The 13,817-nt window shown below is 43.6% G+C and carries 9 protein-coding genes; 8 read left to right on the forward strand and 1 reads right to left on the reverse strand.

Translation table 11 applies throughout. The annotated features are described in order from the left end of the window. Window positions 1–170 precede the first annotated feature (170 nt). The 7 genes from AC3IRT_RS04320 to AC3IRT_RS04350 all read left to right on the forward strand — a co-directional run bounded on the left by AC3IRT_RS04320 (window position 171) and on the right by AC3IRT_RS04350 (window position 10,063). A complete protein-coding gene (locus AC3IRT_RS04320) occupies window positions 171–3,200 on the forward strand; it encodes a tetratricopeptide repeat protein (protein WP_489395209.1) in 3,030 nt (1,009 codons plus the stop codon). Between the two features lie 16 nt (window positions 3,201–3,216). After that, on the forward strand, window positions 3,217–4,944 hold the full coding sequence (locus tag AC3IRT_RS04325; RefSeq protein ID WP_489395210.1) for a TonB-dependent receptor: 1,728 nt from the start codon (window positions 3,217–3,219) through the stop codon (window positions 4,942–4,944). 43 nt (window positions 4,945–4,987) lie between these two features. Next, the gene (locus AC3IRT_RS04330) at window positions 4,988–6,661 is read left to right on the forward strand and encodes a hypothetical protein (RefSeq protein WP_489395211.1); all 1,674 of its coding nucleotides are present in this window, start codon (window positions 4,988–4,990) and stop codon (window positions 6,659–6,661) included. Window positions 6,662–6,700: 39 nt separating this feature from the next. After that, the gene (locus AC3IRT_RS04335) at window positions 6,701–7,399 is read left to right on the forward strand and encodes a MotA/TolQ/ExbB proton channel family protein (protein ID WP_066755750.1); all 699 of its coding nucleotides are present in this window, start codon (window positions 6,701–6,703) and stop codon (window positions 7,397–7,399) included. A gap of 26 nt (window positions 7,400–7,425) precedes the next feature. Then, complete coding sequence (locus AC3IRT_RS04340; RefSeq protein ID WP_489395212.1) at window positions 7,426–7,833, forward strand: ExbD/TolR family protein; 408 nt, start codon at window positions 7,426–7,428, stop codon at window positions 7,831–7,833. Window positions 7,834–7,902: 69 nt separating this feature from the next. Then, window positions 7,903–8,727 carry an energy transducer TonB family protein gene (locus AC3IRT_RS04345; RefSeq protein ID WP_489395213.1) on the forward strand — a complete coding sequence of 275 codons (825 nt, stop codon included), beginning with the start codon at window positions 7,903–7,905 and terminating at the stop codon, window positions 8,725–8,727. A 19-nt stretch (window positions 8,728–8,746) separates the two neighbouring features. Then, the gene (locus AC3IRT_RS04350; protein ID WP_489395214.1) at window positions 8,747–10,063 is read left to right on the forward strand and encodes a bifunctional folylpolyglutamate synthase/dihydrofolate synthase; all 1,317 of its coding nucleotides are present in this window, start codon (window positions 8,747–8,749) and stop codon (window positions 10,061–10,063) included. A 37-nt stretch (window positions 10,064–10,100) separates the two neighbouring features. Here AC3IRT_RS04350 and AC3IRT_RS04355 read toward each other — a convergent pair whose 3' ends face one another. Then, entirely contained in the window at window positions 10,101–12,815 is a 2,715-nt protein-coding gene (locus AC3IRT_RS04355; RefSeq protein ID WP_489395215.1) for a DNA gyrase/topoisomerase IV subunit A, read from the reverse strand. Window positions 12,816–12,949: 134 nt separating this feature from the next. On the opposite strand from AC3IRT_RS04355, the gene AC3IRT_RS04360 reads away from it, so the two are divergent. Next, the gene (locus AC3IRT_RS04360) at window positions 12,950–13,765 is read left to right on the forward strand and encodes an alpha/beta hydrolase (protein ID WP_489395216.1); all 816 of its coding nucleotides are present in this window, start codon (window positions 12,950–12,952) and stop codon (window positions 13,763–13,765) included. Window positions 13,766–13,817: the final 52 nt, after the last annotated feature.

Consider the following 13,817-nt stretch of genomic DNA (forward strand, 5'->3'; position numbering starts at 1 on the left):
ACGGTATTTATGCACTAATGTTAATAACTTTTGAGGAAAACTTAAAGGGTAACATCTATTTTCGTATGTTGTAGGAATCTGTCGACCAATAGCGCGCATATCGCTCTGAATCGGCAAACCAAAATGATGGTAAAAAAGACGTTATCCAATAAATAGTAGAATTCGTTTATATGTACAATAAGATATATCAGGTTGGGGTGGCTTTATGCTTGATGGGGACAGCCGCAGTCGCTCAGCAAACCGCTTGGCAAGATGTGAATAACGCATACAAGTCTGGTTTGGAGTTGTATGAGCGCGGGAAATTTAGTTCCGCTGCAAAGCAGTTTGATCGGGCGGAGAGCGTACGTACTAAATCGACGCTGCAGCTGGATGAGACGCAGGAATTAACTTTGTTAAAGGAAAACATCCGCTATTACCAAGCGGTGTGTGCCTTAGAGTTGGAAGAAAGTAATGCAGAAAGCTTATTCTTAAAATACATTCGAGACTTTCCTTCTAGTGCTAACTCTAAAGCGGCCAATTTTCAGATTGGTAAATTCTATTATACCCGTCAGGAATTTGAAAAAGCGATTGAATGGTTTACCCGTATAGATAGCAAGAGTTTAGCGGGAGCAGAAGCGACAGAATATCGCTTCAAGCTAGCTTATGCTCGCTTTATGACGAAAGATTACGAAGCGGCAAAACCCGTATTCGCAGATTTGAAAGATCGCAATTCTTCGTATCAAGAAGCGGCTATTTACTATCATGCATACCTAAGTTATTTAGATGCAGAGTATAAAACGGCGTTGAACGAATTCGAACGTTTGAAAGGTTCAAAAACGTATGAAAATAGTTATCCTTATTACATCACGGCGCTTTACTTTTTAGATAAACGCTATGATGATGTATTGGCTTACGCCTTACCCATCTTACAAAATACGAAGCAGGAGAGTGAAACGGAGATGTTCCGAATCGTAGCGGCGACCTATTTCATTAAGAGTGATTTAGATAAATCTAAGCAGTATTACGATCGTTTTCAAGCGGCTGATCAAGGCAAAACCCAGAACAATCAGGATAGCTATCAGATCGGATACATCAACTACAAATTAGGAAATTACGAACGTGCTATTGCGGAGTTGGAAAAACTGGATGATCCAGATGCCTACTACCAAAGTGCAATGATCACGTTGGGTGATTCCTTCATCAAAACAAATAACAAACAAAGTGCGCGTAATGCATTCTTCCGTGCCTCTAAATTGGATTTCGATCCACAATTGAAAGAGGAAGGTTTATTCAATTACGCGAAACTGTCGTACGAATTGGAGTTTCATCAAGTGGCGTTAGATGCTGTTCAGGAGTATCTACAGACGTATCCAAGTTCTACACGCAGCGAAGAAGCAAAAACACTGTTGGCAGAAGTGCTTTTAGGAACTAAAAATTACCGCGCAGCGGTAGACGTATTGGAAGGAATCAATCGTAGTAGCCGCGAAGCAAAAGCAGCGTATCAAAAAGTGACCTATTACCGCGGTTTGGAATATTACAACGAGCGCGCTTTTGAGAATGGTATCTCTATGTTTATGCGTTCTGAAGAAAACCGCTACGACGAAGAAATCTACGCGCTATCTACATACTGGAAAGCAGAAGCGATGTACGAAGTACGTAAGTACAAAGAAGCAACGGCCAACTTCAACAAGTTCTTGCAATTGCCAGCAGCACGCAAAACGGATGTATATCATTATGCGAATTATGCATTGGCCTATGCCGCATTCCGTAATGATAACTACAGCACAGCAGCCAATTATTTTGAGCGTTTCTTATCTGGCGCTGCGCGCGATGGGGTAGATGCCAATACACGTAATGACGCAATAGCTCGTGCAGCCGATTCGTATTTCGGCACGAAGAATTATGGTCGTGCGATGTCATACTACGATCGTCTCATCAGTTCCGGTGCGCAAAGTCAGGATTATGCCTTATTCCAACGTGGTATCATCCAAGGTTTGCAGGGCAATAGCCAAGCAAAAATTGCTACACTGAATTCGGTTGTTCAAAAGTTTCCTAACTCCAATTATGCGGATGACGTGGCTTTTGAAATTCCTTACACCTATTTCTTGCTAGACCAGTACGATCAAGCGATCTCTGGTCTTCAAAAAATGGTAGAGCAATATCCACGCAGTAGCTATGTGCCCCGTGCCTTAGTTACGATCGGATTGGTGCAATACAATCAAGATAATAGAGATGCTGCTTTAGCGACTTTCCAACGTGTGGTCAATCAATATCCGACAACAGACGAGGCGAAACAGTCTTTAGCATCTATTGAGAATATCTATTTGGATAAGAACGATGCATCGGGTTACATTCGTTATGCAACCAGCACCAATATTGGTGATTTGAGTAAAGCAGAGCAGGATGGGCATACTTTTGCTGTAGCACGTACTTTATTTGATCGCGGTAACTGGCAAGGTGCTGTCGAAGCAGTAAATGCGTACTTCGATAAGTTTCCAAAACCGATCAATGAGAAACATGCGCGCTTTATTCGTGGCGAGAGCTACGCGCAATTGCGCAAGGATACCGAAGCGTTGCACGACTTCAATATCATCATGAATGATTGGACTAGTGCGTACACCGAGCGCACCTTATTAAGTGTGGCTCGCTTGCACTTGCGTAATAAAGCCTACAACGAGGCCGTTCAGGTATTGAAAAAACTGGAGCTGACTTCCGAATACAAAGAAAATTACGGTTGGGCGATCAACAATTTGATGGTAAGTTATTTCAATATCAATGATTACGTCGAAACGTTGACATACGCCAACATTATCAAAGGATACGAAAAAGCGTCAGAAGAAGAGATAGCGAAAGCACACTTATATGCTGCGAAAGCATATCAGGCAACAAACAAAGCCGCTGATGCGACTAAGGAGCTAACCTCAGCAGCCGCAAAATCGAAAACAGAGACCGGCGCAGAAGCCCGTTATCTGATCGCGAAGCAGCAGGTACAGAGCAAGCAATGGGATAAAGCCATCCAGACGGCGATGGAAATTGGAGATAAATTCTCTTCTTTCGAGTATTGGGTAGCCAAAGGTTTTATCACGATGGCAGAGGCATACAGAGGAAAAGGAGACAACTTCCAGGCTAAAGCAACATTGGAGAGCGTGATCGATAATTACGATAACGATAAAGATGGCGTTGTAAAAGAGGCGAAGGAGTTATTGCAGAAAATTAAATAAGATTAGGGTAGTGAAGATGAAATTTCAGAAGATACTAACGCAAACAGCGTTTTTAGCGATGCTTACCGGTGTCAGTTTTGAAGCTGCTGCTCAACAACGCGAAGACACAGAAAAACCAGTTGCCATCGATTCATTTGTAATCGTTCGAGACTATCGCCCGTTATTAGCGGACGCGGTCAAAATTCGCCGTAGTCCAGATATGTCCAACAAAAGAGAATACATGCCGCGTTTAACGTATGGCAATGTGCCTGATAAGAAGTTGGATATCAATACGGGATTGAGTGAGTTGAAAATCATGGAAACTCCTTTCATTCGCTCACGCGATACCTATAGCAACTATGTGAAAGCGGGTGTTGGTAATTTAGGAACCATCATGGGCGAAGCCTACTTCGCGGTAGAGGACTATGAAGATATCCGATTCGGTGGTTTCGTCAAGCACCTCAATCAAAAAGGTAGCTTGGATGACCAACGTTTCAGCCGCCAAGAAGTAGGTGCTTTTGGTAGACGCATTTTTCCAGCTCTGACCATTGATGGACAGATTGGTTATAATCGGTTAGGAACTAACTTTTATGGTGTTCCTGTTGATCAAAACGGCGCATCGTTGAATCCATCTCGCGAAGGGCAAGTGTTCAACGACCTGTATCTTACGGGTGAGATGGTCAGCAATTTCGATCCAGAAGATGAAGATGCGTTGAGTTTTTCACTCAAGACCGATGCGTATACTTTCTCCGATCGCTATGATGCACGTGAGAATTCATTTGCCTTAGCGGGCTATTTGAACAAACGCGTTCGCACGTTCAACGTAGGAGCAAATGTGGCGGTAGATATTAATAATGTGGAAGGTGCGATGAATATACTTGGTGCATCAGGCGTGAGTAATTCTGTCGCTTCTGCCAATCCTTATATCAGTTTCAAAGGCGTTAACTACACTATTCAATTAGGTGCCAATTTGGTGTCGGAGTTTGGTGACCAATCTTCGTTTAATATCTTTCCGAAAGCAGAAATTGATTTCTCGCTTGTACCCGAGTATTTCTATATTTTTGGTGGGGTGACTGGTGGTGTAGAGCGCGGATCATATCGCGATTTTGCGCGTCAAAATCCATTCTTGGCATCAGGCATTACGATCCAAAACACAATTGAGCGTATGCACGCATATGGTGGTATCAAAGGAAATGCAGGCGCTACATTTGGATGGAAAGCCAAAGCATTTTATCGTCAATTAGAAGGTATGCCATTGTTTGTAAATAATATTGCTAATCCTTTCCAATTTGATTTAGTATATGATGGCGACGGTGACGAATCAGTCAAACATGTGGGTATAGAGGGCGAGATTAACATCCGCGTTTCCGAAGCCGTGAATTTAGGTGGCCGATTGAACATCGACAACTACACCATGGCCTATCAGGCAGAAACTTGGCATACGCCCAATATCCGTTTGACAGCCAATGCACGTTTCAACATCTCGGAGAAATTATATATCGATGCCGAAGCACTGTTCCACGGACAAACTTCTGCACGCGCATTTGCCTACAATTCAAGCGGTGTAGCGATCGATCCAAGTGCACCTACCGTACAAAACATACCTTCGTTTTTAGATCTAAGTGCGGGAGCAGAATATAAAGCTACTAAGCAGTTAGGTATTTTTGTGAAAGCAAATAATATGCTAAATAACGAGTATCAGCGTTACTTATATTACCCAAGATTAGGATTTAACGTGATTGGTGGACTCAATTTTTCGTTTTAATTGATTCTTTGGACTAAATTTGTGTTTTAATCCCATCATCACTATGGACTTAGGCAAGAAGATACAACAAGTACTCAAACATTACCCAAGCGTATACGTACATGGGCTTGGTGCATTTAAAAAAGTACATCAGGCATCATCATTCGATGAGCAACACAATGTATTCTTGCCTCCCATTGATTATGTAGAATTTGTCGATCGCGATCAGGAAGGTTTAGACTTAGCAGAATACCTACGTCAGGAAAATGAAATTTCTCGTACCGACGCAAAGGAATTAGTCGCGCGAGAAGTCGCTTCCATCGTTTCTAATATTAATGAGCATGGCAAAGCACATATCCCGCAATTAGGCGATTTATTGACCTATGGGGATGGCTATGTTTTTCGTGCGATAGATTTATCCAGTTTTGTATTTGAGCCGATATCTAATATCGAGCAGCCAGTGCAGAAAACGGAAGAGCCAGAGCAGTACGTGGCATTACCAGTTGATAATGAGGGAGAATCAGCTACCGAAACAGCAGATTCCGAAGAAATCGATCATACAAATACGGAAGAAATTACCTCAGAGGATGAGTTAGAGATTTCACCAAATATCGACGAGCCTGCTCCAGAAGAGCATCATATCGAGGAAGAGGTCGCGCCAATTTCTGAAGAAGAAATACGCGAAGTACCAGAAGAGGAGCCTTCAGATACAAAAACAGTTTCTGTAGATAACATAGCCGTAGAAAGTCCAGCCGCTGAAGAGGTTTGGGAATCGCATGTAGATGTGCCAGAATCGCTAGCCACCGAGGAACTCGAATCTGATGCGGAAAATGTGGTATATGATAAAGAAGCTGAGTCAGTGGAGGAAGTCACGGCAAGTGAGGTCGTTCTTGCAGAGCCAGTATCTTTAGAAGAAGAAAACAATACTGCGGAGCAGGAAGTAATACATGAAACGCATGCAGAAGATGTCGTAGCGCCAGAAGAAAAAACTGTATTTGCAGCGCAACCTACGGCATCGGAGGAGTCTGGATCAGAAGATTTGACTAAGGGCGCCCCCGCACAAGAAGCTCCGCCATTGATCCAAAATAAATATCAAGGAAGCAGATCTGGAGTAGTAAAAGAAGATAGTACGCCGACAGAATTAATTCCAAGCAATGAAAACCAAGAATATACATACGCTAGTGAATACGTAGAGGATAACAATCGCTCGCACATGATTTGGTATGTTCTGGCAGCGGTAGTAGCTTTGTCGATTATTGGAGCACTTTGGTATGTGACGCGTCCAGAGTCACTTTATTCGGGTGTGAATGATTTGGATACAGAAGATGCAAGGTCAAATACATATGCAACTGAAGGAGAGTCTCGCATACCACTGGCGTCGACGGATGTGGTAGACACTTCGTCTGTACTTCGCGATCGTCCAGATACTGCCAATCTTGGAGCGCAAGCTCCGGTAAGTCCACCAGCGGGTGCTGCAATTCAGCCGGTAATTCCGGCAAATCACCATTGGTATATCGTTATTGGATCTCGTCTGCCATTGGACGATGCCGAAGAGATGGTCACAGAGTTTAATAAAAAAGGACAGCCGCGTGTGCGTCTGATTCCTGGCAGAGGTCTTGATAGTCCAGCGACAGTAATTTGGGATTCGTATGTTTCCAAAGAAAAAACAGATTCTGCATTACGCCTAGTTCGCAAAAACTTCGTCGCTGATGCATGGCATAAAGCGGTCAAAAAATAAATTGAATACACAAAAAAACAAGTATATCTTAATCACATGATGTCATTACTTTTACAAGCATACCCGGTTGATTCTATAAGCCAGATGCAACAAACAGTGAATTTAGCTCCAGTACAAGAAGATACGAATCTTCTACAGTTGTTGATGCGAGGTGGATGGATAATGGTGCCTATTATTTTATTGTTCTTCATCGGTTTGGTGATCTTCGTAGAGCGCTACCTTACCATTCGTAAGGCATCCAGACGCGAAGCTGGACTCTTGCCTCAAGTAAAGTCAAATGTATTGTCTGGTAAGCTAGATTCTGCCATTGCCGTTTGCCGTTCGAGCAATTCGGCGCTGTCGCGCATGTTGCAAAAAGGTCTTACGCGTGTCGGACGTCCGATCAAAGACATCGAAGGAGCTATCGAAAACCAAGGTAAACTGGAAGTAGCTCGTTTAGAGAAAAATATTAATATTCTTGGTATCGTAGCCGGTATCGCGCCCATGCTTGGTTTCGTAGGTACGATCTTCGGGGTTATTCAGATTTTCCGTGAAGTGGAGATTGCTGGAGGGATCGACATCGGTTCAGTTTCTGGCGGTTTGTATGTCAAAATGATTGCGTCTGCTTCCGGACTAACGATCGGTATCTTGGCTTACATCGGTTATCACATCTTAAATATGATGGTAGAGCGCGTGATCCTTCGTATGGAAACGGATGCTATTGAATTTATCGATCTGTTGGACGAGCCGGGATCATAATTCTCGCTCAAAATGCTTAATCTCAGATGAATTTAAGAAATAAAAGAAATAAGCCTACGGCAGAGGTGCACACAGCAGCACTCAACGACATCATGTTCTTCTTGATGCTGTTCTTCTTGCTAGCTTCAGCCGTAGCCAATCCGCAAGTTGTAAAATTGTTGCTGCCTCGTTCTAGTGCAGGTGAGCAGTCGGTGGCCAAGAAAACCATGACGATCTCCATCACAAGCGATCTTGTCTACCATGTAGACAAACAAGCAGTACCTCTGGAAAGCTTGGAAGGATACATCCAAAACAACTTGACAACAGGTGAGGAGTTGACCATTATGCTCTATGCAGATAGCACCGTGCCGATTCAAAACGTGATCTCTGTAATGGATGTAGCGAATCGCCTGCGCGTAAAACTGGTATTGGCGACAGAACCGAAAAACAATTAATATTTTTCGGGTAGATTTTAAACAATTAGCAGCAGATCTGGTCTATAGACCTTAAAGAAATATCAAAATATGCAGTACCACCAACAACATTTGGAAGAGAACAATATGCCAAAGGCATTGGGCATATCCAGCTTGGTGATGGCCGGTCTATTGGCGATTGGTTTTTTTATTGTCTTTGGTCAGCAAATTCCAGAATACGGTATGGGTGGTATTATAGTAAACTATGGTACTTCTCCAGAAGGTATGGGCGATGATTACATGAGCGTAGATGAACCTTCAGTAGATGAAAATGCCAACGAGGTACGACCTGACAAAATCGACCCTAATACCACACCAATACCGACGCCAACACAACAAGTTGCTGAAAAAACGGTAGCGACGCAAGATGTGGACGACGCACCAGCTGTAACAAAAGCAGAAAAGCCAAAACAAAATAATGCCGAACAAAGCACGGTAGAGAAAAAGAACGCTACGCAGGCAGTCAATCAGAATGCGCTATTTAAGGGTAAGAAAAATAGTGGCCAAGGTGGTGGCGATGGTACAGGTTCTACACCGGGCAACCAGGGTTCAGAGCTGGGAGATCCATTAGCAAGCAATTATGGTGAAGGAGGTTCTGGCTTCGGTAATATGATGCTTTCCCTTTCTAATCGGCGTTGGGACGTTCCGCCAAGTATCCAAGATGATGGGCAATCGGTTGGAATCGTGGAAGTAGAGTTTACGGTAGATAAAAGTGGACGTATTGTACGTGCTCGCCAAGGATCAAAAACGACCATTGCAGATTACCGATTAGTGCAGAAATGTATTCAAGCAGTAGAAAATGCCAAATTAAATTCGTTGGCTAATGCACCGGACAGCCAAGTAGGCAAAGTGACCTTCCGGTTCAAGGTACGATAGATACTTTCATTCCATTTTTATGCATAACTATACACAGGCCATCGAGTATCTCTATGCTCGATTGCCTATGTTTACAAGAGATGGCGCTACAGCCATCAATAAAGGTTTAGATCGCACGATTCAACTTTGCGATTATCTAGGCAATCCCCAGCAGCATTTTAAATCTATCCACGTCGCCGGTACGAATGGAAAAGGATCATCCTCACACATGATCACCTCCATTCTGGAAACTGCGGGGCTGAAAACGGGCTTATACACCTCACCACATCTCGTGGATTTCAGAGAGAGGGTACGCGTGCACGGTCTTCCAGTCAGTCAGCAATATGTACTTCAATTCGTACAACAGCATCAAGCGATCATCGAAGAAATTCAACCATCCTTTTTCGAAGTGATGGTAGCTATGGCGTTCGATTATTTTGCGCAGCAAAACGTGGATATTGCTATTATTGAAGTTGGCTTGGGTGGAAGGTTGGATAGCACTAATATCATCACACCGATCGTATCTCTAATTACCAATATTGGACTAGATCATGTCGATATGTTGGGTGATACCATACAATTGATCGCTGCGGAAAAGGCTGGCATTATTAAAAAGAGTATACCAGTAGTGATATCAGAAAAGCACTTAGATACGCAAGATGTTTTTCGTAGTCAAGCGCTAGCCATGCAAGCGCCAATCACATTCGCGTCTGAACAGTGGGCCGTAGAGCCTTCAGCTGATGACATCGCTGGCTTTCAACAATTGGATGCGATTAATCTAGCAGACAGTTCGAATTTTATGCAGCTACAACTGGATTTGATGGGTTCTTATCAAGCGCATAACTTAAAAGGAGTGCTGTGTGTTGTGCAAGAATTGCAAAAACAGGGTTTTATTATTTCCGATGAGCACATTCGCTCAGGCTTGCAGCAAGTGCAGCAGCGAACAGGATTGACGGGTAGATGGCAGACCATCTCGACTGAACCCTACGTGATATGCGATACAGGGCACAATGAAGATGGCGTGCGCCAAGTCGTACAAAATCTGGAACGGACGCCTTATCAACAATTGCAAATCGTGATCGGGGCGATGAAAGATAAAGACCTCAGTCATATCTTGCCTTTGCTGCCTAAAGAAGCTTTTTATCACTTTTGCGCACCAGCTTTGCCGCGTGCGATGGATGCCAAGGTGTTACAAGAATTAGCAGCTGAATATGGCTTAAAGGGCATTCACCATGCAACAGTATTGCACGCGTACCAAGCGGCTTTAGACGCTTGGCAGCCCAATGATTTGATTTTTGTCGGCGGAAGTACCTTTGTGGTCGCTGAGGTGTTAACGGCTATTCAGCAAGTCAAATAAGCTTGCTGAATAGGAGGTGTTCGGAAATTAGACCTTTTTAAAACAACGAAACCTGTCCATCTTCATCCAGATTAATATCATCTGGATTGGTAATCTCCATCGTCGGGCCATCGTGTGGCTTTGGCTCACTGTTTTCTACAGGTGCCGACTTATCTTCTTCGGCTGTAATTGTTTCCGTTACTTCTGCCGATACCTTTGTTTGCGTCAGCGTAGATAAGTCTACTTCGGACGTTAGGAGCTTGATATTTTCTACTTTATGGAAAGACAATCGATTTCCTTGTGCTTTTAAACCTTTGATATCAATAATCTCCGGTAAAGGTTGCTCAAACTCTTCTGGGGTTTGGGATTTACCTTTTAGAATATTCAATCGGACGACTGGCTCCAAGGCATTGGTCAATAATATCAGTCGTGAACCCGCTTCTTCGTTGATGAATTTCACCCGTTTTCCGACAGGTATGTCGTCAAACTTGAAGCGCTTGACATAGTAAGTGCCTGTTTTGCCATCTTGCTGAATCGCTGTATACACATGATCTGGTGCGTATCGCTCCAATCGGATCATCTTCTCATCGAAATGATTGTTGAGATCGAAGGTCGATAATTCGTACGATCCATCCGGCATCACGACTAAAATCTTATCAGCACCATCAAATTCTCCTAAATACGTGCCGCGTTCATCAGCATTAAGTCGTTGTAGCGTGGCATCATACCAGATTTTTCGTCCGGCCAAGGTCGATACGCCGGCGTTCTTAAAGGTGATTTTTTTGAGGGGATATTTGCTGACAATATTTCCCTGCGATCCGCGACCTTTGATGGCCAACTCTGCGAAGTCCACATCAAAGCTGAGCTTTCTAAGCTGCGAATGTGGCTTGAGCTGAATGTTAACCGTCTCGGCTTCGCCATTGGGATTTGCCGTGAAATATAATATTTTAGAACCCTTTGTTCCTTTGCTGATATCGTAAGGTTTATCGCGTGTCACGCCGCTAACCGAAAAGCGTTTTACATAACTGGTACCGGTAGTACCGTCTTTATAAATCGCGTTGTAGGTAGTGCGATCGTCTCCTTTTTTGAAGACAGCGACGTGGATGATATCTTTGCCTACGAATATTTTGTCTTGAATCTTGTTGATAGAATACTTGCCATCGGCACGGAAGGTAATGATATCATCGATATCTGAACATTCCGATACAAACTCATCTTTTTTCATGTTGGTACCGATGAAACCCTCTTCGCGGTTCACATATAATTTTGCGTTGGCCAATGCCACCTGAGCTGCCTCTACCTTGTCAAACGTGCGAATTTCTGTCTTTCGTACGCGTCCTTTTCCATATTTCTCGCGTAAGTATTCAAACCAACGAATAGCATATTCCGTGAGCTGACGAAGATGGCGCTTAACCTCTTTGATTTCGTCTTCTAAGCTCTTCATCTGCTCATCCGCCTTCGACACGTCGAAGCGCGTAATGCTACTCATCGGTTTATCGATCAAGCGCTTGTAATCGTCGCTAGTAATCTCCCGATAAAACTGATCAAAGAATGGGGTAAATAGTTGATTTAAAACGACGACAACCGTTTTGAAATCGCCCGATTGCTCGTATTGGCTATTCTTGTACATCCCTTCGCCGATGAATATTTTGAGCAGCGTGCTAAAGAAGATTTTTTCTTGCAATTCGTGCAAGCGAATTTCTAATTCCTTTTTGAGTAGAGCTTTCGTCTGCTTCGCATTTTCGATCAGAATATCATTGACCGACATAAAATGTGGCCTACTTTCCTTAATGACACAGGTATTCGGAGAAATGGCATTCTCGCAAGAAGTAAAAGCGTATAAGGCATCGATGGTCATATCGGGCGAAATACCCGGTGCCAGATGCACAATAATCTCCACATTCTTTGCAGTATTATCTTCAATTTTCTTGATTTTAATCTTGCCTTTGTCGTTAGCGGCGACCACACTGTCGATCAAGCTGCCCGTTGTGGTTCCGAAAGGGATTTCGGTAATAGCGAGCGTTTTCTTATCACGCTCTTCAATCTTTGCGCGGACGCGAATCTTTCCGCCGCGTATCCCTTCATTATAAGCCGACACATCGGCCATTCCGCCTGTCGGAAAATCAGGATATATATCTGGCCTTTCGCCTTGCAGTGCCTGAATACAGCCATCGATCAATTCTACAAAATTGTGTGGCATAATCTTCGTTGCCAGACCGACGGCAATTCCTTCGGCACCTTGCGCCAGCAATAAGGGAAATTTTACCGGTAGCGTAATGGGTTCATTATTCCGACCATCGTAGCTCAATTGCCATTCGGTGGTGTCCGGATTAAAAACAACATCGTTGGCAAACTTCGACAAACGTGCTTCAATATAACGTGGCGCTGCCGCCGAATCGCCCGTAATGGGATCGCCCCAGTTTCCTTGACAGTCGATTAGTAGATCTTTTTGCCCGATTTGTACCATGGCATCACCGATAGACGCATCACCATGTGGGTGATATTTCATCGTGTTACCAATCACGTTGGCGGCTTTGTTGTACCGGCCATCGTCCATTTCGCGCAGCGAGTGTAAAATACGACGTTGTACCGGTTTGAAACCATCATTGATATGAGGTACCGCCCGATCCAGAATTACATACGAAGCGTAATCCAGAAACCAGTTTTCATAAAGACCAGAAAGAGGAATGGTATTACTCGCCAACTCCCCATTTTGGGCATCAGGAAGTTCGTCGTGGTTTTCCGCGTTCGTGTTGTTAATCTCGTCACTCATTTGCTTAAGGGTAAAATATAGTCAACGGGGTAAGTAGTATCAGCCTGCCAGCTTTCGTAAAAATACGAAATTCATTTTGTTTTTTGGAGGATGGATTGGTTGGGATCTAATCAAAATATGTGTAGTTTTAATGGATGATAAAACATGTAATTACATTTCTTACTACGATCTTATTTTTATACGCTTCCAACTTATCTGCCCAATCTGATGGGCTTGTGAAGCAAAATGTAGCCTATTACGGGCAATCCCAAGATGCGTATACCAATCAGCAATGTTTGCTGGATGTGTATATTCCCAAAGGGGAATCCGATTTTGCAACTATCGTGTGGTTTCACGGGGGAGGATTGACCGGCGGACAGAAAGAAATACCTGAATATCTGAAAGGAAAGGGGATAGCCGTGATCGGTGTTGGCTACCGATTCTCACCGCAGGTGAAAGTCGAAACGATCATCCAAGATGCGGCGCAATCCGTCAAATGGGCTTTTGAAGAAATTGAAAAACTAGGCGGATCGAAAGATAAAATCGTGCTATCCGGACATAGCGCTGGTGGATATTTGGCGATGATGCTAACGCTTAATAAAAGTTATTTACAACAGCATGCCATCGATGCGGATGATTTGCTAGGCGTGGTACCATTCAGTTGCCAAGCGATTACGCATTTTACAGCGAGACAGGAGCAGGGAATTGAGATCAATCAGCCAACTATCGATCAGTATGCACCACTTTTCTGGGTGCGCAATGACCTTCCTCCGGTTACGTTAATAACGGGAGATCGGGAATTAGAAATGGTTGGCCGCTACGAAGAGAATGCTTATTTAGCACGGATGTTGAAAATAGTGGGCAATGAAAATATTAAATTATTAGAACTCGATGGTTACGACCATGGCATGGTGTATCCGGCGTTGCCGATATTGGTTAAGCAAGTGAAGGATTGGCTTAAGAAGTCGTAAATAATTTGAAATAACGATTAAACAATAAAGGCGCCCTGCGGGCGCCTTTATT

It is taken from the genome of Sphingobacterium sp. KH_072 (assembly GCF_057837975.1).

Excerpts from the sequence above, each read along its gene's own strand:
- AC3IRT_RS04320 (WP_489395209.1), top strand. The coding sequence starts at position 171 with ATGTACAATAAGATATATCAGGTTGGGGTGGCTTTATGCTTGATGGGG.
- AC3IRT_RS04325 (WP_489395210.1), top strand. The coding sequence starts at position 3,217 with ATGAAATTTCAGAAGATACTAACGCAAACAGCGTTTTTAGCGATGCTT.
- AC3IRT_RS04330 (WP_489395211.1), top strand. The coding sequence starts at position 4,988 with ATGGACTTAGGCAAGAAGATACAACAAGTACTCAAACATTACCCAAGC.
- AC3IRT_RS04335 (WP_066755750.1), top strand. The coding sequence starts at position 6,701 with ATGTCATTACTTTTACAAGCATACCCGGTTGATTCTATAAGCCAGATG.
- AC3IRT_RS04340 (WP_489395212.1), top strand. The coding sequence starts at position 7,426 with ATGAATTTAAGAAATAAAAGAAATAAGCCTACGGCAGAGGTGCACACA.
- AC3IRT_RS04345 (WP_489395213.1), top strand. The coding sequence starts at position 7,903 with ATGCAGTACCACCAACAACATTTGGAAGAGAACAATATGCCAAAGGCA.
- AC3IRT_RS04350 (WP_489395214.1), top strand. The coding sequence starts at position 8,747 with ATGCATAACTATACACAGGCCATCGAGTATCTCTATGCTCGATTGCCT.
- AC3IRT_RS04355 (WP_489395215.1), bottom strand. The coding sequence starts at position 12,815 with ATGAGTGACGAGATTAACAACACGAACGCGGAAAACCACGACGAACTT.
- AC3IRT_RS04360 (WP_489395216.1), top strand. The coding sequence starts at position 12,950 with ATGATAAAACATGTAATTACATTTCTTACTACGATCTTATTTTTATAC.